The following is a 21185-nucleotide window of genomic DNA, read 5'->3' as shown; positions in this document are numbered from 1 at the left end:
ACGAAGGCCGCCCGGTGGAACCGGACGGCCTTCGGGTGTCGAGCGGGGATCAGCCGCGCAGTTCGGCGCCGACCGCGGTGGTGGCCGAGGCGACGGCGGCGTCGCGGGCGGCGCTGGCCTCGTCTTCGGTGAGGGTGCGGTCGGGGGCACGGAAGCGCAGGGCGTAGGTGAGGGATTTGCGGCCCTCGCCTGCTTGGGCGCCTTCGTAGACGTCGAACAGGGCGATGCTTTCGAGCAGGTCGCCGCCGCCGGTGCGGAGCGCGGTTTCCACCTGCGCGGCGGGGACGGCCTTCTCGACGCTGATCGACACGTCCTGCAGGACGGCGGGGAACGCCGAGATCGTCGGGGCAGGCAGGGATTCGTCGAGCGGCAGGGCGTCGAGATCGACTTCCAGCGCGCAGGTGCGCGGCGGCAGACCGGCACGCTCGAGGACGGCGGGGTGCAGTTCGCCCGCGTGTCCGACGACCACGCCGTCGACGAGCAGTTCCGCGCAGCGGCCGGGGTGCCACGGCAGGTAAGCGACGGACCGCCGTTCGATGACGACACCCGCCGCATCGGCGATGTCGTCGACCAGCGCGAACGCGTCGGCGGCCTCGGCCGGACGGCCGGGACCCCACGGCCCGCGCGGATCGTGCTTACCGCTGAGCACCGCGGCCACGTGAACCGGCTGGGCGGGCAGCGACGCGTTCAGTTCGGCGATCTGCTCGTCGGTGGGACGACGATCCACCGGCAGTGCCTCGACCGCGTGGGTCTGCGCGCCGGGCCGCACCACCTGGGCGATGCCGTAGATGGTCAGGTCGCGCGCACCACGAGAGATGTTGCGGGCGGCCACTTCCAGCAGACCCGGCAGCAACGTGGTCGCCAGTTCGGGGCGGTCGCTGTCGAGGGGGTTCAGCACCCGGGTGGTGTTGCGGCGCGGGTCGTCGGCGTCCAGACCCCACACCTCGAACACACCGCCGGGCAGGAAGGCAGGCGGCGGCACCTCGACGGCACCGGCGAAGGCCAGTGCCCGGCTCACCGCGCGGCGACGCTGCTGCTGCGCGGTCAACCCGCGACCACCCGGCGCGGTCGGCAGAATGGACGGGATCTGCTCGAGGCCTTCCAGCCGCAGGACCTCTTCGACCAGGTCGGCGGGCTGAGACAGGTCGGGGCGCCAGCTCGGCGGGGTCACCAGCAGCTGGGTCTTGCCCGCGTCGTTGACCTCGATATCGACGCCTGCGCCGATCTGGGCGAGCCTGCGCACGGAGGTGCCCGCCGGGTAGGTGACGCCGGCGACGCGGTCGGGCAGGTCGATGTCCATCGCGATCGGCGCGACCGGCGCCAGTGGCACCCTGATGTCGGTGAGCGCGGATTCGATGGTGCCGCCGGTGATGTCGGCGAGCAGGGTCGCGGCGCGGTCGAGCGCGGCGATGTTGATCTCGGGATCGACGACCCGTTCGTAGCGCTTGCCCGCCTCCGAGGAGAGCTTGTGGCGGCGCGATGTCCGGTACACCCGCAGCGGGTTCCAGACGGCGGCTTCGAGGACCACATCGGTGGTCCCGGCGCCGACCTCGGTGCTCGCGCCACCCATGACACCGGCGAGGGAGATCACGCCGGAATCGTCGGCGATCACCACGTCCTCGGCGTCAAGAGTGCGCTCGGTGTCGTCGAGGGTGCGCAGGGTCTCGCCCTTGTGCGCCGAGCGAACGACCAAGCCGCCGTGCAGCTTTGCCGCGTCGAAGGCGTGCAGCGGCTGGCCGAGTTCGAGCATCACATAGTTGGTGACGTCGACAGCCGGGGAGATCGGGCGCATGCCCGACAGCATCAGCCTGCGCTGCAACCACAGCGGGCTCACCGCGTTCGGGTTCATCCCGGTGACGCGGCGCGCGCCGAAGCGCGTGCAGTCCGAGTCGTCGTCCAGACGTACCGGCCAGGCGAGCGCGTCGGCCTCTGGCAGCGTGCGCACGGCCGGGTCGGCGTATTCGAGGTCGAAGCCACAGGCCAGTTCGCGGGCCAGGCCGCGCACCGAGAAGCAGTAGCCGCGGTCGGGGGTGATGTTGAGTTCGATGATGGTGTCATCGGTGCCGAGCAGCACATTCGCGTCGTCGCCCGGCTGCGCGGAACCGGGCTCGAGCACCAGGATGCCGTCGTGATCCTTGCCGATACCGAGTTCGGCGACCGAGCAGATCATGCCGTTGGAGGTGTGGCCGTAGGTCTTGCGCGAGGAGATCTTGAACCCGCCGGGCAGCTCACCACCGGGCAGCACGACAACGACGAGGTCGCCGACAGCGAAATTGCGTGCGCCACAGACGATTTCCTGCAACTCGGGGTTGCCGACGTCGACCTTGCAGAAGCGGATCGGCTTCTTGAACTCGGTGAGCTCGGTGATCTCGGCGACGCGCCCGACAACCAGCGGCTTGTCGATCTCACCACCGATCGGCTCGAGCTTGTCGACCTCTTCGACTTCCAGACCCACCCGGACGAAGCCCGCGTCGAGCTCTTCCGCCGACACCGACCACTCGGGGGTGGTGCGCTGCAGGATCTCGGTCAGCCAGGACTGTGCTACTCGCACTTGACGTTTCGCTCTCTCTCTAAGACCGGATACCGAAGGGCAGGGTGAACCGCACGTCACCCTCGACGATGTCGCGCATGTCGGGGATGGTGGTCTGGAACTGCAGAGTGCGCTCCATGCCCATGCCGAACGCGAACCCGGAATACACCTCGGGGTCGATGCCGCTGGCGATGAGGACCTTGGGGTTGACCATGCCGCAGCCGCCCCACTCGATCCAGCCCGCGCCGCCCTTCTTGTTCGGGAACCACACGTCGACCTCGGCCGACGGCTCGGTGAAGGGGAAGTAGTTCGGGCGCATGCGCGTGCGGGTCTCGGGACCGAACATGGCGCGCGCGAAGGCGTCCAGGGTGCCACGCAGGTGCGCCATGGTGAGACCCTTGTCGATCGCCAGACCCTCCACCTGGGAGAAGACCGGGGTGTGGGTCGCGTCGAGCTCGTCGGTGCGGAAGGTGCGGCCGGGGCACGCGATATAGATCGGCACGTCACGGGTCAGCATGGTTCTCACCTGCACCGGGGAGGTGTGCGTGCGCAGCACCTGGCGCGAACCTTCCGGGGCGATGTGGAAGGTGTCCTGCATGGTGCGCGCCGGGTGGTCGGGCAGGAAGTTCAGCGCGTCGAAGTTGAAGTGTTCGGTCTCCACCTCGGGACCCTCGGCGACCTCCCAGCCCATGCCGACGAAGAAGTCGGCGATCTGCTCGGAGATGACGGTGATCGGGTGCCGGGCGCCGACAGGCTGACGGCGGGCGGGCAGCGTGACGTCGATCTTCTCGGAGATGAGCACAGCCTGGTCGCGCTCCTCGAGGAGCGCGGCGCGGCGTGCCTCGAACGCATCGGAGACCCGCTTGCGCGCGACGTTGACCCGCTTACCTGCCTCGGCCTTCTCTTCCTTGGGCACACTGCCCAGCCCACGCTGCGCGAGTGCGATCGGCGACTTGCCGCCGATGTAGTCGGTCTTGGCGACCGCCAGCGCATCCAGATCAGCCGCCGCGGCAAACGCCTTCTCGGCCTCCGCCGCCGCTGCCGCGAGTGCCTCCTCGGTCAAAGAGGCGTTCTGCTCGACTCCACTGTTGTCGTCGGCCACGATCTTCTCGACTCTCCCCTGGGGATCGGTTCGCGGGCGCGTCATTGCCATCCCGCATCGGTGCTGCGTAAATCCTATGGGATGGGGTTCGCGCGATTCATCCGGATTACTCGCGGGGCGATCGGCGCTGGTCGGCGGGGTCACGATATGGACCGACCAGTCCCCCGATCAGCGACGATGCGTCTCGATCGGATGCTGTTCGAAATTCGAGGGAACCGAACGAGTCCGCGGCGCGTCCAAGTGATCAAACACACCAGCGTGTTCGACTCGAGAACAGGACGACTCGATGGCTGAACAGACTTGCGATCCAACACCTCCGCAGGGGCGGCGTGCTCGGCTCACCGCGCCTGGTAGCGGTCTTGCGTTGTGCGGCTTCGGTATTCGACCGGCTGGGCGAGGTTTGTTTCCACGCGCGGGCGGGTTGTGCGCGCACCTTCCGGAACGGCGCGACGCAGCCCCGGAGCAGGGGCAGCAACCGGATGGTGTCGCGTGACGGCGGCCGGCGACCGTCGGGACGGATCGGCTGACAGTTGCGCCTACGTTCGATTCCAGGCTGCTCGACCCAATCGGCACGGTCGATATCCAGGCGTGTTCGGGCTGGTCAACGGGCTGTGGATGGAGGGGCAGTTGAGTGCCGAGGAGGTGCGATTTCGCCGCAGGGGCAATGACTGGTTCGGTGAGCATCTGAGAAATCCGAGCGATGTGGATCCGGGCGTGTACGACCGCGAGCTGCATCCGGGTGCGGCCTCGTGGTTCAAGTCGAGTGCGGTGGCGATGATCGAACGGGTCGGCGGTTATCTCGCGATTCTCGACGCGCACGGAATCGAGTGGGAGCGGTGCGAGTCCGATGCGCCGGGGACCGTCATCTATGACGACGCTCAGCAGGTGGTCGTTCGGCCGGACCGCGGCCGGCTCGGGGAGCCGACCGCGGTCAGCGGCTATTGCGCGGGCTCGGTATGACGCGGAAGGAAGGCTGCTACGACCGCGGCGAAGGCGACGAGCGCGGCGCCGACCCAGACCGCGGGCACCAGGCCGTCCACGTAGGACTGAGGGTCGGTGTAGGAGCCGTAGGAGGCGAAGACCGAGGCGAGGACGGCGATGCCCATGGCTACGCCGACTTCACGGACGGTGCTGCTGATTCCTGAGGCCATGCCCTGGTCAGCCGGCGATGCGCTGGCCATGACGATGGTGGAGGAGGGGGCGAAGGTGAGGCCCATCCCGATGCCGCCGAGGACGAAGGGGGCGACGAAGGCGAGATAGGGGACGTCGGCGGTGGTGATCATCGCCATCCAGGCGAGGGAGACGGCCAGACAGAGCTGGCCGATCGCGATGAGCGTGCGGGCGCCCACGCGGTCGACGATCAGCCCGGCCAGTGGTGCGACGACCATCGGGACCATCGTCCACGGCATCGTGCGGATCCCCGATTCCAGCGGCGAGTAACCCTGCACCACCTGGAAGAACTGGGCGAGCAGGAAGATCGAGCCGAAGACGCCGGACGAGAAGCCGAAGGACACGATGAAACTGAGGCTCAGGCCGCGGGACTTGAACATGCGCAGCGGGAGCATCGGGTCGGTGGCGTAGGTTTCCCAGGCCACGAACGCGACGAGCAGCGCGGTGCCACCGATCAGGGCGGTGAGGACCTGCGGTGCGGTCCAGCCGTCTTCGGCACCGTGGATGACGCCCCACACCAGCGCGAGCACGCCACCGGCGGAGAGCAGCACGCCCAGGTAGTCGAGTTTCCTCGCCACGCCCCGTGATTCGGCGAGCATGCGGGCGGCGAAGGGCAGCGCCAGCAGACCGATCGGGACATTGAGCCAGAAGATCCACTGCCAGTTCAGGCCGTCGACCACCGCACCACCGACGACCGGCCCGACCGCGACACCAAGGCCCGCGATGCCACCCCAGATGCCGATCGCGGCGCTGCGCATCTTCGCGGGCACCGCGGCGGCGAGCAGGGTGAGCGACAGCGGCATGACGGCCGCACCACCGACGCCCTGCACCGCGCGGGCGGCGATGAGCATCCACGGCTCGGTGGCCAGCGCGCACGCCGCCGAGGCGACGACGAAGATCCCGATACCGGCCAGGAACACGCGGCGACGGCCGATCCGGTCACCCAGGGCCGACGCCGACAGCAGCAGCGCGGCGAAGGACAGCGTGTAGGCGTTGATGAACCACTGCAGGTCCGAAAGCGACGCTCCCAGTTCGGTTTTGATCACCGGCAGCGCGTTCGTCACGACGAGGTTGTCCAACGTGACCATGAACATCGGAATGCCGACGGCGGCGATGACCGCACCGAGCGGCTTGTTCTTCACCCCGGGGTTCGCGGGCGCAACGGCGGCTCGCGCGTCGCCGGATTCGAGTGTCTGCGTCATGTTAAGCCTTTAGTTGTTATTGACTGATAACTTCCCTGTCCATGGTTATGCATCGGCTGATAACATGTCAAGAGGCAAACGAACGAGGAGGCCGTGGCGCCCATGACGAGAACCCGGATGACAGCGACCGAGCGCAGCGCCCAGGTGCTCGAGGCCGCGATCCAAGCGTTTGCCGAAACGGGTTATGCCGCAACGAAAACCGATGAGATCGCCAGGCTGGCCGGCGTGTCGCAGCCCTACGTGATCCGCCTGTTCGGAACCAAGCAGCAGCTGTTCATCGCCTGCCTGCTCGAGGTGTGCACCCGCATCGAGCAGGTGTTCCGCGATGCCGAGATCGCCCCCGATGCCGACACCGCGGAGGCATTGCGCTCCCTCGGCCACGGCTTCGATGTCTTCCTGGCCGAACGCGAACTCCCCCTCGTCCTGCTGCACGGCGCCGCCGCCAGTGCGGATCCGGCGATCGGCGACCACATGCGGGAGCGCTTCGGGCGGATGTATCGCCTGATCGGCGAACTCACCGGCGCCGACACCCTGCAATCACGCCGCTTCGTCGCCACCGGGATGCTGCTGACGATCATGACCGCGATGCAAGTCGCGGGCAGCGACGCGATCCCACTCCCCTGGGCCACCGAAATTCTCAACGACCTGCACAGCGCCACCACGCCCGAGTGCTGAGACCGGTCAGCGCGCGAGCAGCGCGGGCCAGTTCTGCCCGCGGGCCCAGTCGGCGAACGAGTGCCAGGCGACGTCCGGGTAGTCGCGGCGCAGGCCGGTGACGTCGACATCGAGTCCGACGGTGCCGAAGTATTCGAACATGGCGGCCAGATCTTCGGAGTGGCGGCGGACGACGAACAGCGGGACTTCGTGGTGCGCGATCGGTCGGTCGATGGCGACGGCCAGTGTGGCAGCGAGTCGGGCCGGGGTGAGTTCGTCGGCGGCCAGGTCGATGCGGCGGTCCGCGAATTCGGCACGGCGATCGAAGGTGAGCGCGGCGAAGGCACCGATGTCCTCGGCGCAGATGAGGGTGAGCGGCCGGTCGGCGGGCATCGGCCAGGCGAAGGTGCCGTCCCGGAGGGCGTCGAGGGTCCAGCCGGTGGCGTAGTTGTCCATGAAGGCGGCGGGTGCGATGACGGTCCATGGGACACCGCTCGCACGTAGGTGCTCTTCGATCGCGAATTTGCTGTCGTAGTGCGGGATTCCGGTGGAGCGGTCGGCGTGCGCCGCCGAGGTGAAGACGATGTGGCCGATGCGCGCGGCGACAGCGGCGTCGACCAAGGTGATGCCATGGCGGGTCTCGACGGTCGTGTCGGTGCCGAAGGGCGTGGTCACGGCGAACAGGGAATCAGCGCCCGCCAGGGCGGCGTCGAGAGAATCGCGGTCGCCGAAGTCCGCATAACGGACCTCGGCACCGAGATCGCCGAGCGCGACAGCGGCCGGGCTTTGGGGAGATCGGGTGAGCGCGCGGACGCGATGACCCATGGTGAGCAGGGCACGAGCGGTGGCGCCGCCCTGCGCGCCGGTGGCGCCGGTGACTGCGATGGTGAGCACGATGTTTCCTCCGGTATGATTTCGCTGTGTGGCACATTAACTGCACCACGCAGCAATTTAACCGTTTTAACTGCGCCGCGCAGCTGATTAGGAGTGTGATCCGGATGACAGAGCGGAGTCGAAGTGCCCGCTACGCGGAGTTGTCGCGCGTCTCGCGGCAGTACATGGCCTCGTATGTCCTGTTCAACCAGGCTGTCGCCGACCATCTGGGCTTGCACCCCACCGATCTGCAATGCCTGAGCCTGCTCACCGCCGAGCCGCGGCCACTCACCGTCAAACAGATCGCCGACATGACCGGACTCACCACCGGCTCGGCCACCCGCTTGGTCGACCGGCTCGAACGCGACGGCTATGTGGTGCGCGAGCCCGATGCCGAGGATCGTCGTCGGGTCCTGGTCTCTCCCGTGCCAGATCGCGTCGCCCGCGTCACCGCCGTGTGGGACGACCTCGGGGAAGGCTGGGAGGCGCTACTCGACACCCATACCGAGGACGAGCTCGCGGTGATCACCGAGCACATGCGCAGGGCCGAGCAGCTCAGCCACACCCAGATCGAACACCTCCGGGGCCGTAGCGCGCCGTCGTGAGAACTACTTCGCGTGCTGGACGCGCGCGCTCGCGTAGAGGCAGATCGCCGCTGCCGCAGCCAGATTCAGGCTTTCGGCGCGGCCGTGGATGGGGATGCGGATGCGGTGGTCGGCGCGGGCAGCGACGGCGGGGTCGAGGCCGTGGGCCTCGTTGCCGAAGAGCCAGGCGACCGGTCCGCTGAGGATGTCATCGGCGGCGTCGAGGTCGACTTCGCCGTTGGCGGCGGTCGCGAGGATCGTCACGCCCGCGGCGGAGATCGCGTCGAGCGTCGCGGTGATATCGCGACTGCGGGCTACCGGAACATGGAACAGGCTGCCCGCGCTGGCGCGCACGCATTTGCCGTTGTGCGGGTCGACGGTCTCCCCCGCCAGCACCACACCGTCGGCGCCGACGGCATCGGCGACCCGGATCAGGGTGCCCGCGTTGCCGGGTTCGGCGATCTCGACGGGAACGGCGAGCATGCGCGGACCGCGGTCGAGGATCTCGCCGAGCGGCACGTCGAGGAGTTCGCAGACAGCGACAAGGCCGGGCGCGGTGACGGTTTCGCCGAGATGTTCGGCGGCACGATCGCTGACCAGCGTGGTGCGGATGCCGTCGGCGGTGGCACCGGCGATCAGCGCGTTATCCCGACCGGCGGCCGCGAGCGAGTAGAAGATCTCCCGTACCCGGCCGGTCTCCAGCGCGGCGGACACGGCGTTGGCGCCCTCGGCGAGGAACAGGCCGGACTTGCGGCGCTGGGCCGCGCGCTGGAGCTTGACAGCGGAAACGACCCGCGGATTGCGCTCGGAGAGCGCGTCCACGGGTCGTTCCGACAGATCGCTGTGTGTTGTCAAGCTCAGGCAGCGGTGGCCGGGGCGTTGACGTCGGCCGGCAGTGCGGCCTTGGCGACAGCCACCAGGCCGGCGAAGGCCTCGGCGTCGGAAACAGCGAGCTCGGCGAGGATCTTGCGGTCCACCTCGACACCAGCGGCCTTGAGGCCCTGGATGAAGCGGTTGTAGGTGATGTCGTTCAGACGCGCGGCGGCGTTGATACGAGCAATCCACAGCTTGCGGAAGTCACCCTTGCGCGCCTTGCGGTCACGGTAGGCGTAGGTCAGCGAGTGGAGCTGCTGTTCCTTGGCCTTGCGGTACAGGCGCGAACGCTGGCCCCGGTAGCCCTTGGAGGCCTCGAGGATGGAACGGCGCTTCTTCTGAGCGTTGACGGCCCTTTTGACGCGTGCCACTTTGGTAGTCCTTGATCATCTGGGGGCGCGGCGGCGCCCGAATTCGGTAGTTGTCGGCGTCCGGTTATCCCGGCCGCGGAATCGTCGGGTTGCGACGGTCGAGCTGACCCGAAGGTCAGGCGAGACCGAGCAGCCGCTTCACGCGGGGGACGTCGACGGAAGCGACGGACTCCGTGCCTTCCAGACGACGAGTCCGGCGAGAGGACTTGTGCTCCAGGAGGTGGCGACGGTTCGCCTGCTCGCGAAGCAGCTTGCCCCGGCCGGTCACCTTGAATCGCTTCTTGGCGCCGCTGTGGGTCTTGTTCTTCGGCATGGATTCCTCTATCTAGTCGTTGAAATCGTTTTACTGCGGGTCGGCCGGCGCAGCCTGCTCGGCAGGCGCGGCCTGCTCGACCGGTGCGGCGGGCTCGACCGGCGCGGCCGGTTCGGCACCGGCGGGACCGGTCGGCTGCGGCGCACGTGTCGCCGCGGGCGCCGAGGAGTCCTGCTGGGCCTTCACCCGCGTCTTCGCGCCCTTGTGGGGAGCGAGGACCATGGTCATGTTGCGGCCGTCCTGCTTGGCCGAGGTCTCGACGAATCCGAGATCGGCCACGTCGGAGCCCAGACGCTGGAGCAACCGGAAGCCGAGCTCGGGACGCGACTGCTCACGACCGCGGAACATGATCGTCACCTTGACCTTGGACCCGGCTTCGAGGAAGCGAACGACGTTGCGCTTCTTGGTCTCGTAGTCGTGGTCGTCGATCTTCGGACGGAGCTTCTGCTCCTTGATCACGGTCTGGACCTGGTTCTTACGGGACTCGCGCGCCTTCTGCGCGGTCTCGTACTTGAACTTGCCGTAGTCCATGATCTTGCAGACCGGCGGACGGGCATCGGGTGCTACCTCGACGAGGTCGAGGTCGGCTTCGAGCGCGACGCGTAGTGCATCTTCAACACGCACGATCCCAACCTGTTCGCCGCCGGGTCCGATGAGACGAACCTCGGGAACACGGATGCGATCGTTGATGCGGGTCTCAGTGCTGATGGGGCCTCCTAGGTCAAGCGGTGTCGTCTTAACGACCGCACGCAATAACTGCAACCCCTGTTTCAACACGAAAGCCCCGTTGCGGTATTTCTCCGCCACGGGGCCCGATGTCGACCGATCGCCCACAGCCGATGCCCTCACGAGCTCGGTTGTCGACCCCCGCGTGCCAGGCACACGGGAAACCCGCCACAATGAGCGGGTGACCGGGACCGTATATCCGTACGATTGCTCGCCGGTAACGGTGGGAGTCGGGCTCCACTTATCTGCCCCACGGATGCATGACACATCCAGGGGCGGTCGTCAGCGAAAAGCTTAGCATGGCGTTGAGCTATCACCGAATCAGCCGGGCGCGAGCATCCGGAATCGGGCTCGCTATAGCCTGATCAGCATGACTGACGAGCTCGATCCCCCCGTGCGCGACCTGGCCGACATCCCCGCCGTCGAGGTGATCAGCCGCGCCGCCGTGATGCTGATGAGCTCGGCCGCGGAGAAGCTGGGCCTGGCCGAGGAGAACCCGCATGCGGGCACGGGCGTCGATCTCGACGAGGCGCGCCGGGTGATCACCGCGCTGGCCGGGCTGGTCACGGCGTCGGTGGAATACCTCGGCCCGCACGCGGGTCCGATCCGTGAGGGCTTGCAGGCGCTGCAGCGCGCGTTCCGCGAGGCGTCCTCGGTGCCGGACGCGCCGGGAACGGGTCCGGGCGAGAAGTACACCGGCCCCGTGCACTGAGTTCCGTCAACGAAAAGATCCGCCGACGCGGTGCGTCGGCGGATCTTTTTCTGTGCTGCGAACGAACGTCGCGACTCAGACCACGGGGGTCGGAGTGGGACCGCCGGGGGTGACCGACACGGCCGAGCCGGAGGTGATCATGTTGGCGAGTGCGGTGAGCAGCGCCGCGCTTCCGGTATCCATTACAGGCGTTCCTTTCGAATCCAGGTCAGACGGTCGGCTTGGTGGGCTCGTAAGCCAACGATGACCCGCCGGCGAGGAAACCGAGAATCTGGGCGATGAGCGCCGTGGTGGCTTCATCCATGAGGACGTTCCTTTCGAACTACACGACGATCGAGCCGTCGACAAACCGCTACTACCCGGTACTCCGGGGACGGTGAGGCGAATGTTACCTACGACTGTTTCACTTCGTGGTGGTTTCGGAAAGTCCCTGCCGGGATGTCTCGAAAGGACGGTAGCCGGGCTCAGCGCAGCGCGGCCGCCTTTCGCGCCAACCGCTTGGCAGCGGTCGTCTCCGCCGGTGCCTTCTTCGCCGCGGGAGCGGCTTTCTCGGCTGCCTTCTTCGCGGCGGACTTCTTTTGTGCCGTCTTCTTCGGCGCGGGCGCTGCCAGGACCTCCTTGAGGAACTGCCCGGTGTAGCTGTCCGACACCGCGGCGATGTCTTCCGGCGTGCCGGTCGCGACCACGGTGCCGCCGCCGGAACCACCCTCGGGGCCCATGTCGATGACCCAGTCGGCGGTCTTGATGACGTCGAGGTTGTGCTCGATGACGATCACCGTGTTGCCCTTGTCGACCAGACCGTTGATCACCTTGAGCAGCTTGCGGATGTCCTCGAAGTGCAGCCCCGTGGTCGGTTCGTCGAGGATGTAGACAGTCCGCCCCATGGATCGTTTCTGCAGTTCGGCGGCCAGTTTCACGCGCTGGGCTTCGCCGCCGGACAGGGTCGGCGCGCTCTGGCCGAGGCGCACGTAGCCCAAGCCGACCTCGACGAGAGTCTTGAGGTAGCGGTGGATCGAGGTGATCGCCTCGAAGAAGTCGGCGGCCTCGTCGATCGGCATGTCGAGAACCTCGGCGATGGTCTTGCCTTTGTAGTGCACCTCGAGGGTTTCCCGGTTGTAGCGGGCGCCGTGGCAGACCTCGCAGGGGACGTAGACGTCCGGGAGGAAGTTCATCTCGATCTTGAGCGTGCCGTCGCCCGAGCAGGCTTCGCAGCGGCCGCCCTTGACATTGAACGAGAACCGGCCGGGTTGGTAGCCGCGCACCTTCGCCTCGGTGGTGGAGGCGAACAGGGTGCGGATCTTGTCGAAGACGCCGGTGTAGGTGGCCGGATTCGAGCGGGGCGTGCGACCGATCGGCGACTGGTCGACCTGCACCAGCTTGTCGAGGTTGTCGAGACCGTTGATCCTGGTGTGCCTGCCCGGCACCTGGCGGGCGCCGTTGAGCTTGTTGGCGAGGACGGTGGCCAGGATGTCGTTGACCAGGGTCGACTTGCCCGAACCCGAGACACCGGTGACCGCGGTGAGCACACCCAGCGGGAACGCCACGTCGACGTTTTGCAGGTTGTGTTCGGTGGCGCCGACGACGGTGAGCCTGCGCTTCTTGTCGATCGCGCGGCGCACGAGCGGCAGTTCGATCTGCTCGCGGCCCGAAAGGTAAGCGCCGGTGAGGGATTCGGACACTTCTAGGAGTTCGGCATACGGGCCGCTGTGCACCACCCGGCCACCGTGTTCGCCTGCCAGCGGACCGATGTCGACCACCCAGTCCGAAGCACGGATGGTGTCTTCGTCGTGTTCGACGACGATCAGGGTGTTGCCCAGCTTCTTCAACCGCAGCAGCGTCTCGATGAGCCTGCGGTTATCACGCTGGTGCAGGCCGATCGACGGCTCGTCGAGAACATAGAGGACACCGACCAGGCCCGAACCGATCTGGGTGGCCAGCCGGATGCGCTGGGCCTCACCGCCGGACAGGGTCGCGGCGGCGCGCGAGAGCGTGAGATATTCCAGGCCGACGTCGAGCAGGAAGCCGAGCCTGGCCTGGATCTCCTTGAGCACCTGCCCGGCGATCGCGGTCTCGCGCTCCCCCAGCGTGAGCGAGTTCAGGAAGTGCGCGCAGGCGCCGATGGACAGCTCACTGACCTCGGCGATCGACTTGTCGGTGCCGTCCGCGGCCAGGGTGACGGCCAGGATCTCCGGGCGCAGCCGGGAGCCGTTGCAGACCGGGCACGCCACATCGCGCATGTAGCCGTCGTAGTGCTCTTTCATCTGCTCGGACTCGGTGTTGTCCATGCGCCGCTGCAGGAACGGCATCACGCCTTCGAAATCGGCGTAGTAGGAGCGCTTGCGGCCGTAGCGGTTGGTGTAGGCCACGTGTACCTGGTCGGAGCTGCCTTCCAGCACCGCCTTGCGGGCCTTCGCGGGCAGGTCGCGCCACGGGGTGTCCATGGAGAAGCCGACCGCCTCGGCCAGGCCGGCGAGCAACCGGTTGAAGTACTCGGCGGTCTGCCCGCGCGACCACGGGGCGATCGCGCCCTCTGCCAGGCTCAGGTCCGGATCGGGCACCACGAGTTCCGGGTCGACTTCCTTGCGGATACCGAGGCCGGTGCAGTCGGGGCAGGCGCCGTAGGGCGAGTTGAACGAGAACGAGCGGGGCTCCAGGTCCTCGATGTCGAGTGGGTGGCCGTTGGGGCAGGCCAGGCGCTCGGAGAAGCGGCGTTCACGGTCGTGGGCGTGCTCGTCGCGGTCGACGAAATCGAGCACGACGATGCCGTCGGCCAGCCGCAGCGCGGTCTCGATCGAGTCGGTGAGGCGCTGCTTGGAGGCGGCCTTGACCGAGAGGCGGTCGATGACCACCTCGACGTCGTGCTTCTCCTGCTTCTTCAGCTTCGGCGGATCGGTGAGCGGATACACCACGCCGTCGACCCGCACCCGCGAATAACCCTGGGTCTTGAGCTGGTCGAACAGATCGACGAACTCACCCTTGCGGGTACGCACCACCGGCGCGAGCACCTGGAACTTGAGGCCGTCGTCCATGGCGAGCACCTGGTCGACGATCTGCTGCGGGCTCTGCTTTTCGATCAGCTCGTGGCACACCGGGCAGTGCGGCGTGCCGGCGCGGGCGTAGAGCAGGCGCAGGTAGTCGTAGACCTCGGTGATGGTGCCGACCGTGGACCGCGGGTTGCGGTTGGTCGATTTCTGGTCGATCGACACCGCGGGCGAGAGGCCCTCGATGAAATCGACATCCGGCTTGTCCATCTGCCCGAGGAACTGTCGCGCGTAGGCCGACAGCGATTCGACGTAGCGGCGCTGCCCCTCGGCGAAGATCGTGTCGAACGCCAGGCTCGACTTCCCGGAACCGGACAGACCGGTGAACACGATCAGGCTGTCGCGTGGCAAATCCAGGTCGACACCTTTCAGGTTGTGTTCCCGAGCTCCGCGCACAGTGAGGCGTTCCGCCACCTGGTGAATCCCTTCTCCATCGTCATCCGCCGACCGGACATAATCCCCCGCTGCCAATGCTAGGCGGGGGGTCCGACAAGTTTCGGTGCGCGGGCGAACGGGCCCCCGGACGGGACGCGCTGTGCAGGGGACGTGACGAAGCTCGTTCGCCGACCCGCCCCACAACCGAGATGCGCGGATTATGTTGGACCACAAGGGTGGATCGTTCGACATGATGAAGGAGCCGGCGTGCTCGAGGTGTTCCTGGTCGACGACCACGAGATCGTGCGGCGCGGGCTGATCGACCTGCTCGAGGGTGATCCAGAACTCACTGTGATCGGTCAGGCGGGCGGTGTCGCCGAGGCGATGGTGCGCATCCGCGAGGCTCGCCCCGACGTCGCGGTCCTCGATGTGCGGTTACCCGACGGCAACGGCATCGAACTGTGCCGCAACCTGCTGGCCGAGTTCGACGACCTGCACTGCCTCATCCTGACCTCGTTCTCCGACGAGCACGCCATGCTCGACGCCATCCTGGCCGGTGCCAGCGGCTATGTGGTGAAGAACATCGACGGGATGAAACTGGCCGACGCGATCAAACAGGTCGGCGCGGGCCACTCGCTGCTCGATACCCGCGCCGCCGACGCGCTGCGTGCCCGGCTGCGCCGCAGCGCCGAACCGTCAGGGCCACTGGCCGGGCTCACCGACCAGGAACGCCGACTACTCGAACTGCTCGGTGAGGGCCTCACCAACCGGCAGATCGCCGCGCGAATGTTCCTCGCGGAGAAAACGGTCAAGAACTACGTGTCGCGGCTGCTGGCGAAACTGGGTGTCGAACGCCGCACCCAGGCCGCGGTCCTGGCGACCAAACTCCGCGAGCCGTGACAGTTCAGGACGGGACGACGATGGTCAGGTCCCCGTCATAGCGGCGGTAGAGCAGGTTCCCGCGGCCGGTGTGGCTGTCGGTGAAGAACAGGTAGGGCAGCCCGGCGGCGCACAGCGCGTCGGAGGCCTCGTCCTCGGCGAAGACGGGAGCCGCGTCCTGGACCACCCGCACCGGCATCGCGCTCGCGGTGAGCGGCAGCTCGGCCGACTGGTCCGCCGCGGCGGTGCGCCGCTGCCTGGCCAGCGCCACACCGTGCGGGTCGGCCCAGGTGACGATCGCGTCCTCGCCGGTGTCGGCGTCGGTGAACAGGTAGGCGTCGTAGTCCATCGCGTCGAGGACGGTGCTGGCCTCCAGTGGGGTGCCGGTCATCAGGGCGCAGTCCTTGCGGCGGATGATCGGGCGCGTCTCGGTGATCTGGGCCAGCGGGCGACGGGCCGGATCGGGCCACGCGCCGCGCGATTCCTTGCCCGCGCGGCGGGCGAGCTGGCGGTCGAGCCGCTCGGCGGCGAAGGTGACCGCGAAACCGCCGGGGCCGGTGACCTGGACACGGGTGAAGGTGTCGTTGGTTCGGATATTGGCCTGCACCAGCGTCGGCTCGTCGTAGCCCTGCGGCGCGGTGACGCGCACCCTGGCCGGGCTGTCGAGGTGATGCCTGCGCATGACGCGGGTGATGGCCCGAACAGCGCGGGTGACGTCCTGGGCCGGCACTTCGCCACGCGTGGTCACGGCAAGCTCCGGGTCCGCGGCGGTCGTCCAGTGCTGGGTGCTCGACAACGAATTCATCATGTGCCCCACTTCTCGATCCCAATTCCCGGTGCCCAATGCCACCACTACCGCCGGTGCGAGTGAAGGGCCGAAAGTCCCCTCATTGCGGACTAGACTTTGTTGCGACTCACTCGAGGAGCTGCGAAGACGGGATACTGCGATGGCGAATGACGGTCGGGGCGGCCGCTATTCGGCTGACCAGACGGTGTCGCGGCAGATGTTGCGCAGCCTGCTCGGCGAGGTCGCCGATCGGGTCGAGGTGATGATCGGCTCGCGCGATCGGATGGACGGCCTCGTCGAGGCCATGCTCACCGTCACCGCCGGTCTCGACCTGGACGAAACCCTGCGCACCATCGTGCGGACCGCGATGAACCTGGTCGACGCCCGCTACGGCGCGCTGGCGGTGCGCGGCCACGATCAGCAGGTCGCGCAGTTCATCGACGAGGGCATGCCGGATCAGATCCGCGACCGGATCGCGCGATTACCCGCGGGCCACGGCGTTCTCGGCGCGGTGTTCGCACACAAGGCGCCGCTGCGGCTGGCCGATCTCACCGAACACGAATCCTCGATCGGTTTCCCGGCGGGACATCCGCCGATGCACACGTTTCTCGGTGTGCCCGTCCGCATTCGGGACGAGGTGTTCGGCAGCCTCTATCTGACCGAGAAGTCCGACGGACAGCCGTTCACCGAGGAAGACGAAGTCCTGGTGCTGGCGCTGGCGGCCGCGGCGGGCATCGCGGTCGACAACGCGCGGCTCTACGAGCAGGCACGAACCAGGCAGGCGTGGATCGAGGCCACCCGCGATATCGCGACGGAATTCCTGGCCGGTACCGAATCCGACCGGGTGCTGGGCCATGTGGTCGATCACGCGCGCGGGCTGACCGGATCGCATCAGGCGTTCCTCGCCTCGGTGCCGGTGCCCGACGAATTACCGGGCGAGATCAGCGAATTGGTGGTCACGCAGTGGACCGGCCCGGACGCGGGACAGGACTGGCAGACCATTCCGATCGCGGGGACCGTGGTGGGCGACGCGTTCAGCAGACGGACACCGCTGCGCTTCGACGACGTGTCGGAGGTGACGCTGGGCGTCGAGTTCCCCGTGGCCGAACTGCCCGGTGCCGGACCGGCTCTCGTGCTGCCGCTGTGCACACCCGATGCCACCCTCGGCGTCCTGGTGACGTTCCGGCCGCCGGGTTTCGCACCGTATTCCGACGAGATGCTCGAGCTGACCGCGGCGTTCTGTGATCAGGCCGCGCTGGCGGTGCGGCTGGCCGACGCGCAGCAGCGGATGCGCGAACTCGACCTCGTCGCCGACCGCGATCGGATCGCGCGTGACCTGCACGATCATGTGATCCAGCGCCTGTTCGCGATCGGCCTGACCGTGCAGGCGACCATGCCCAAAGCAGTGGTTCCCGAAGTGCGGCAACGGCTTTCGACGGTGATCATGGATCTGCAAGAAGTGGTGCAGGAGATCCGCACCTCCATCTTCGATCTGCACGCCAGCGGCTCGGGCCACAGTGAGGGGCTACAGCAGCGGCTCGAGGTCGCGATCCGGCGCCAGACCGCCGACATCGCCCTGCGCGCGACGATCCAGGTGTCGGGCCCGCTGTCGGTGCTCGATCCGCAACTGGCCGACCACGCCGAGGCGGTGGTGCGCGAGGCGGTGAGCAACGCGGTGCGCCATTCCGGCGCCGACACCGTCGCCATCGTGATCGAGGTCGCCGACGATCTGGTGATCACGGTGTCCGACAACGGCTGGGGCATCCCCAACCACGTCATCCGCAGCGGGCTGCGCAATCTCGAGCAACGCGCGCAGGAGGCGGGCGGCCACTTCGAGGTCGGTCCGGCCAAGCGCCCCGACGCCGACGGCAACCACCCGGAGATGTCGGGCACGCAGCTGCGCTGGGCGGTGCCACTACCCCAGGACGCACCGACGACCGGCGGGTTCGCCCTCGCGGGCGGCCCCGAGACCGGCGACGAGTAGTCATACCCCGGCCAGGATCACGGCGGCGTTGTTGCCGCCCATACCCATTGACAGTTTCAGGGTCGGGCCGTCGAGCATCGGGGTCGGGCCGTCGAGCAGCCGGGGGTGCGCGGGCGCCACGATCGGCGCCGACGCGGCGATGCCACGCTCATAGGACAGCGCGATCGTGGCGACTTCGATCGCCGCGCATGCGCCCTGACAGTGCCCGGTGAGCGGTTTGAGCGCGGCGATGGCGGGGCGGTCGTCGAAGACCGTGGTCATGACGTCGCGTTCGGCGCCATCGCACTGCCTGGTCCCGGTGCCGTGCGCGTTGTAGTAGGCCACGTCGGCGGCATCGATCCCGGCGTTCGCCAGCGCGCGCTCGACGCAGGCGATGATCTGGGCGTGGGTGGGATCGACCGAGACGACATGGAAGGCGTCGTTGGTCATCGCACCGCCGAGTACCCGGGCATAGGGCAGCTCGACCGCGCCGGTGAGCAGCAGCGCGACCGACGCCTCGGCCATGGTGAAACCAAGCGTGCCCTCCTGGAAGGGCTTGCAGGCGGTGAACGGGTCGGCGTCGGCGATCGCGGCACCCACCCCGACGAAATGTTCGAGCATGTCCGGGGTGGCCGAGAGGTCGGTCGTCACGCACAACACATCGTCGACCAGGCCCGCGTCGCGCCACATCTTCGCCGTCAGCAGGGCGACATTGCCCGAACTGCAGGCGGCCGAGACGTTCATCGCGGGCCCGTGGAAACCGAACTCCTGCATCACCACCGAGATGGGTGTCGACGGCAGCATCCGCAGATAGTCGCGCGAGCGCCGGTGGCCGTCGTCGCGACGGTAGAAATCGCGCCAGTCGGCGACGTCGCCCAGAGTGAACGCGTGGACGAGGCCGACAGTTCGGCCTTCGCCGCGCCACCCACGGGCCCGCGCGTCGGCGATCGCCTCGGTGGCCGCGGCGTGCACGGCGCGCCCGAACAGACCGGTTCCATGCGCCGGGTCGCCGCCGTCGGGGATCCGCCCGACCCAGGCGTGCTGATCACGTCCCCGCCCGTAACCGGGGTACAAACGGGCTGCCGGTTTGCCCCCCATCAATCCCTGCCACAGGAACTCGCGGCCCCACCCGTAACCGGAGACGACACCGATGCCGGCGATCGACATAGAATCGAAGCGGTGGGCCATGCCGCCCGTGAGCACATCCGGTGTCACATCGCTCCTCGCGGGTCTTCATGAAGGATCACCAGACTAGTCCGGTACGCCGTTCGCAGACCAGGCCGAGATCGGGGGTTGCGCAGTGGGAGAGAGAAAGACCGACGCGGCGAGCGCCGAGCAGCTCGCGCAGCGCTACCGATCGCTGGTCGAACACACTCCCGATGCCATCTGCGTGCACGAGTCCGGGACCATCGTCTACGTCAATCCGGCCATGGTGCGCCTGCTCGGTGCCCGCTCGGCCGACGACCTGCTCGGCTTGTCGATCACCATCTTCGTCCACCCCGATTCCGTGGCGGCCATGCTCGACCGGATCAACCAGCTCACCGCCGAGGGTTCGGCATCCCCGCCCTCCGATATGGACCTCGTCCGGGTGGACGGGCGCATCGTGCCGGTGCAGACGGTGTCGGTGCTCACGGTGTGGCAGGGCGAGCTGGCCTATCAGGTGGTGGTGCACGATCTCACCGCGCAGCGCGCCGCCGAGGCGTCGGCTCGCCGGGCGGAGGCGTATTTCACGACCGTGGTGTCACAGCTGGAAGAAGGCGTGCTCGTCGTCGATCGGCGGGGCCGCCTGGAGTCGATCAACCCGGCAGGAAAACGCATACTCGGCATCGACGACGCCGAGCCCGTCCTCGGCCACCTCATCGACGACCTGCCGATGTCGATGATCGACAGCGACGGGCGGCCGCTGCCGCCCGGCAAGCATCCGATGGCGCACACCCTCGCGACCGGCGAGGTGATCACCCAGTTCATCTTCGGGATCGAGCACGCCGACGGCCACCAGGTGTGGTTGTCGTGCAACTGCAGACTGCTCAACCCGGACAGCCCGGATTCGTCGGGGGTGTCCTCGTTCGCCGATATCACCGAATTTCGGGCCAGCAGGCGCCAGCTCGAGCATCAGGCCACCCACGACGCGCTGACCGGGCTGGCGAATCGTTCCCTGATCCTGTCGCAGCTGTCCTCGGCGCTGGCCGACGAGGGCGGCAGCCTGGTCACCACGGTGCTGTTCATCGACCTCGACGGCTTCAAAGCGATCAATGACACTCTCGGGCACGCCATCGGCGACACGGTGTTGCAGATCGTCGCCCAGCGGCTGCAGCAGTCGCTGCGGAGCGAGGACCTGGTCGGGCGGCTCGGCGGCGACGAATTCCTGGTGCTGCTGGCCGGTCATCCGCACCGTGCCGACCTGCCCGCACTGGTGGAGCGCCTGCGCGTCACGATGTCGGAACCGATCATTGCCAGCGGTCACCGCCTCGAAGTGAGCGCCTCGGTCGGTATCACCGAACTCGGACCGCACGAGAACCGCACCCCCGAGGCCGTGCTGCACGACGCCGACCTGGCGATGTACCGCGACAAGCCGTCGGCACATCGTGAGCTCGGTCTCGGTCAGAATCGACGCTCGAACAACACCCACGCCTCCTGACAGACTGGTCGGCGTGATCGTCGAACACGCGCTGTTACCCGTGCGCCCCGGTGCCGCCGCCGCTTTCGAAGCGGCCTTCGCGCAGGCGTATCCGATCATCGCGGGAATGCCCGGCTTCGGTGGGCTGTCGTTGTCGCGCTGTGTCGAGCGGCCCGAGTGCTTTCTGTTGCTGGTGCGTTGGGAGCAGCTGACCGATCACACCGTGGGATTCCGAGAGTCGCCGGAATATCAGCGCTGGCGTGCACTGTTGCACCACTTCTATGAGCCTTTCCCGGTGGTCGAACACTTCACACCGATCCTGGGCGAGGAAGTCTTCCCGGTCGCGGCTGCCCTACCCGCGGACACGTAGACTCGACAACTCTGTTCTCAACGCGGTGACAAAGGAGTCCTGT

19 protein-coding genes are annotated in these 21185 nt (G+C 67.7%); 8 read left to right on the top strand and 11 right to left on the bottom strand.

All coding sequences use genetic code 11. From position 1 onward, the window contains the following. Positions 1 to 49 precede the first annotated feature (49 nt). Both pheT and pheS read right to left on the bottom strand, forming a co-directional pair. The gene (gene pheT / locus ACFWPK_RS19000) at positions 50 to 2551 is read right to left on the bottom strand and encodes a phenylalanine--tRNA ligase subunit beta (protein WP_378917442.1); all 2502 of its coding nucleotides are present in this window, start codon (positions 2549 to 2551) and stop codon (positions 50 to 52) included. Between the two features lie 19 nt (positions 2552 to 2570). Next, positions 2571 to 3632, bottom strand: a complete 1062-nt coding sequence (gene pheS / locus ACFWPK_RS18995; protein WP_378917607.1) for a phenylalanine--tRNA ligase subunit alpha — start codon at positions 3630 to 3632, stop codon at positions 2571 to 2573. A 627-nt stretch (positions 3633 to 4259) separates the two neighbouring features. Here pheS and ACFWPK_RS18990 point away from each other — a divergent pair. Further along, positions 4260 to 4592, top strand: coding sequence for a hypothetical protein (locus ACFWPK_RS18990; RefSeq protein WP_378917440.1), 333 nt, complete (start codon positions 4260 to 4262; stop codon positions 4590 to 4592). Here ACFWPK_RS18990 and ACFWPK_RS18985 read toward each other — a convergent pair. Beyond that, complete coding sequence (locus ACFWPK_RS18985; protein ID WP_378917438.1) at positions 4571 to 6004, bottom strand: DHA2 family efflux MFS transporter permease subunit; 1434 nt, start codon at positions 6002 to 6004, stop codon at positions 4571 to 4573. The two genes, ACFWPK_RS18990 and ACFWPK_RS18985, sit on opposite strands and share 22 nt — an antisense overlap. Positions 6005 to 6121: 117 nt before the next feature. Here ACFWPK_RS18985 and ACFWPK_RS18980 point away from each other — a divergent pair, with 117 nt between their 5' ends. Beyond that, on the top strand, positions 6122 to 6679 hold the full coding sequence (locus ACFWPK_RS18980; protein ID WP_378917437.1) for a TetR/AcrR family transcriptional regulator: 558 nt from the start codon (positions 6122 to 6124) through the stop codon (positions 6677 to 6679). Between the two features lie 6 nt (positions 6680 to 6685). Here the strand turns inward: ACFWPK_RS18980 and ACFWPK_RS18975 are convergent, their stop codons facing one another. Beyond that, the gene (locus tag ACFWPK_RS18975; RefSeq protein WP_378917435.1) at positions 6686 to 7552 is read right to left on the bottom strand and encodes an NmrA/HSCARG family protein; all 867 of its coding nucleotides are present in this window, start codon (positions 7550 to 7552) and stop codon (positions 6686 to 6688) included. A 104-nt stretch (positions 7553 to 7656) separates the two neighbouring features. Here ACFWPK_RS18975 and ACFWPK_RS18970 point away from each other — a divergent pair, with 104 nt between their 5' ends. Beyond that, positions 7657 to 8136: a MarR family winged helix-turn-helix transcriptional regulator gene (locus tag ACFWPK_RS18970; protein ID WP_378917433.1), complete on the top strand. Its 480-nt coding sequence runs from the start codon at positions 7657 to 7659 to the stop codon at positions 8134 to 8136. Between the two features lie 3 nt (positions 8137 to 8139). Here ACFWPK_RS18970 and ACFWPK_RS18965 read toward each other — a convergent pair whose 3' ends face one another. The 4 genes from ACFWPK_RS18965 to infC form a co-directional block, all read right to left on the bottom strand. Further along, the gene (locus tag ACFWPK_RS18965; protein WP_378917431.1) at positions 8140 to 8937 is read right to left on the bottom strand and encodes a TrmH family RNA methyltransferase; all 798 of its coding nucleotides are present in this window, start codon (positions 8935 to 8937) and stop codon (positions 8140 to 8142) included. 35 nt (positions 8938 to 8972) lie between these two features. Then, positions 8973 to 9359 carry a 50S ribosomal protein L20 gene (gene rplT, locus ACFWPK_RS18960; protein WP_019046423.1) on the bottom strand — a complete coding sequence of 129 codons (387 nt, stop codon included), beginning with the start codon at positions 9357 to 9359 and terminating at the stop codon, positions 8973 to 8975. Positions 9360 to 9474: 115 nt separating this feature from the next. Beyond that, positions 9475 to 9672, bottom strand: a complete 198-nt coding sequence (rpmI, locus tag ACFWPK_RS18955) for a 50S ribosomal protein L35 (protein ID WP_056824456.1) — start codon at positions 9670 to 9672, stop codon at positions 9475 to 9477. 30 nt (positions 9673 to 9702) lie between these two features. Then, positions 9703 to 10434, bottom strand: coding sequence for a translation initiation factor IF-3 (gene infC / locus ACFWPK_RS18950; RefSeq protein ID WP_378917605.1), 732 nt, complete (start codon positions 10432 to 10434; stop codon positions 9703 to 9705). Between the two features lie 334 nt (positions 10435 to 10768). On the opposite strand from infC, the gene ACFWPK_RS18945 reads away from it, so the two are divergent. Continuing rightward, the gene (locus tag ACFWPK_RS18945; protein ID WP_378917429.1) at positions 10769 to 11110 is read left to right on the top strand and encodes a DUF1844 domain-containing protein; all 342 of its coding nucleotides are present in this window, start codon (positions 10769 to 10771) and stop codon (positions 11108 to 11110) included. Between the two features lie 464 nt (positions 11111 to 11574). Here the strand turns inward: ACFWPK_RS18945 and uvrA are convergent, their stop codons facing one another. Next, the gene (uvrA, locus tag ACFWPK_RS18940; protein WP_378917427.1) at positions 11575 to 14565 is read right to left on the bottom strand and encodes an excinuclease ABC subunit UvrA; all 2991 of its coding nucleotides are present in this window, start codon (positions 14563 to 14565) and stop codon (positions 11575 to 11577) included. Positions 14566 to 14793: 228 nt separating this feature from the next. On the opposite strand from uvrA, the gene ACFWPK_RS18935 reads away from it, so the two are divergent. Then, the gene (locus ACFWPK_RS18935) at positions 14794 to 15426 is read left to right on the top strand and encodes a response regulator transcription factor (RefSeq protein WP_056824462.1); all 633 of its coding nucleotides are present in this window, start codon (positions 14794 to 14796) and stop codon (positions 15424 to 15426) included. A gap of 4 nt (positions 15427 to 15430) precedes the next feature. Here ACFWPK_RS18935 and ACFWPK_RS18930 read toward each other — a convergent pair whose 3' ends face one another. Next, complete coding sequence (locus tag ACFWPK_RS18930) at positions 15431 to 16213, bottom strand: sigma 54 modulation/S30EA ribosomal C-terminal domain-containing protein (RefSeq protein ID WP_378917426.1); 783 nt, start codon at positions 16211 to 16213, stop codon at positions 15431 to 15433. A 139-nt stretch (positions 16214 to 16352) separates the two neighbouring features. Here ACFWPK_RS18930 and ACFWPK_RS18925 point away from each other — a divergent pair, with 139 nt between their 5' ends. Continuing rightward, positions 16353 to 18176 (top strand): GAF domain-containing protein, encoded by a 1824-nt coding sequence (locus tag ACFWPK_RS18925; protein WP_378917425.1) that lies wholly within the window; start codon positions 16353 to 16355, stop codon positions 18174 to 18176. Here ACFWPK_RS18925 and ACFWPK_RS18920 read toward each other — a convergent pair whose 3' ends face one another. Continuing rightward, positions 18177 to 19370: a beta-ketoacyl synthase N-terminal-like domain-containing protein gene (locus ACFWPK_RS18920; RefSeq protein ID WP_378917423.1), complete on the bottom strand. Its 1194-nt coding sequence runs from the start codon at positions 19368 to 19370 to the stop codon at positions 18177 to 18179. Positions 19371 to 19455: 85 nt separating this feature from the next. On the opposite strand from ACFWPK_RS18920, the gene ACFWPK_RS18915 reads away from it, so the two are divergent. Both ACFWPK_RS18915 and ACFWPK_RS18910 read left to right on the top strand, forming a co-directional pair. Beyond that, the gene (locus ACFWPK_RS18915) at positions 19456 to 20793 is read left to right on the top strand and encodes a diguanylate cyclase domain-containing protein (RefSeq protein ID WP_378917421.1); all 1338 of its coding nucleotides are present in this window, start codon (positions 19456 to 19458) and stop codon (positions 20791 to 20793) included. 13 nt (positions 20794 to 20806) lie between these two features. After that, complete coding sequence (locus ACFWPK_RS18910) at positions 20807 to 21142, top strand: antibiotic biosynthesis monooxygenase family protein (protein WP_378917419.1); 336 nt, start codon at positions 20807 to 20809, stop codon at positions 21140 to 21142. The last annotated feature ends 43 nt before the right edge of the window (positions 21143 to 21185 follow it).

The organism is Nocardia sp. NPDC058519, assembly GCF_042719755.1.
Lineage (GTDB): Bacteria > Actinomycetota > Actinomycetes > Mycobacteriales > Mycobacteriaceae > Nocardia.
The sequence above is the reverse complement of the archived record's forward strand: the minus strand, read 5'-3'. Positions and strand labels throughout refer to the sequence as shown.

What these genes read in the sequence shown, in the direction of transcription:
- ACFWPK_RS18945 (WP_378917429.1), top strand. Translation starts at nt 10,769, where the DNA reads ATGACTGACGAGCTCGATCCCCCCGTGCGCGACCTGGCCGACATCCCC.
- ACFWPK_RS18925 (WP_378917425.1), top strand. Translation starts at nt 16,353, where the DNA reads ATGGCGAATGACGGTCGGGGCGGCCGCTATTCGGCTGACCAGACGGTG.
- rpmI (WP_056824456.1), bottom strand. Translation starts at nt 9,672, where the DNA reads ATGCCGAAGAACAAGACCCACAGCGGCGCCAAGAAGCGATTCAAGGTG.
- ACFWPK_RS18985 (WP_378917438.1), bottom strand. Translation starts at nt 6,004, where the DNA reads ATGACGCAGACACTCGAATCCGGCGACGCGCGAGCCGCCGTTGCGCCC.
- ACFWPK_RS18980 (WP_378917437.1), top strand. Translation starts at nt 6,122, where the DNA reads ATGACAGCGACCGAGCGCAGCGCCCAGGTGCTCGAGGCCGCGATCCAA.
- ACFWPK_RS18970 (WP_378917433.1), top strand. Translation starts at nt 7,657, where the DNA reads ATGACAGAGCGGAGTCGAAGTGCCCGCTACGCGGAGTTGTCGCGCGTC.
- ACFWPK_RS18930 (WP_378917426.1), bottom strand. Translation starts at nt 16,213, where the DNA reads ATGATGAATTCGTTGTCGAGCACCCAGCACTGGACGACCGCCGCGGAC.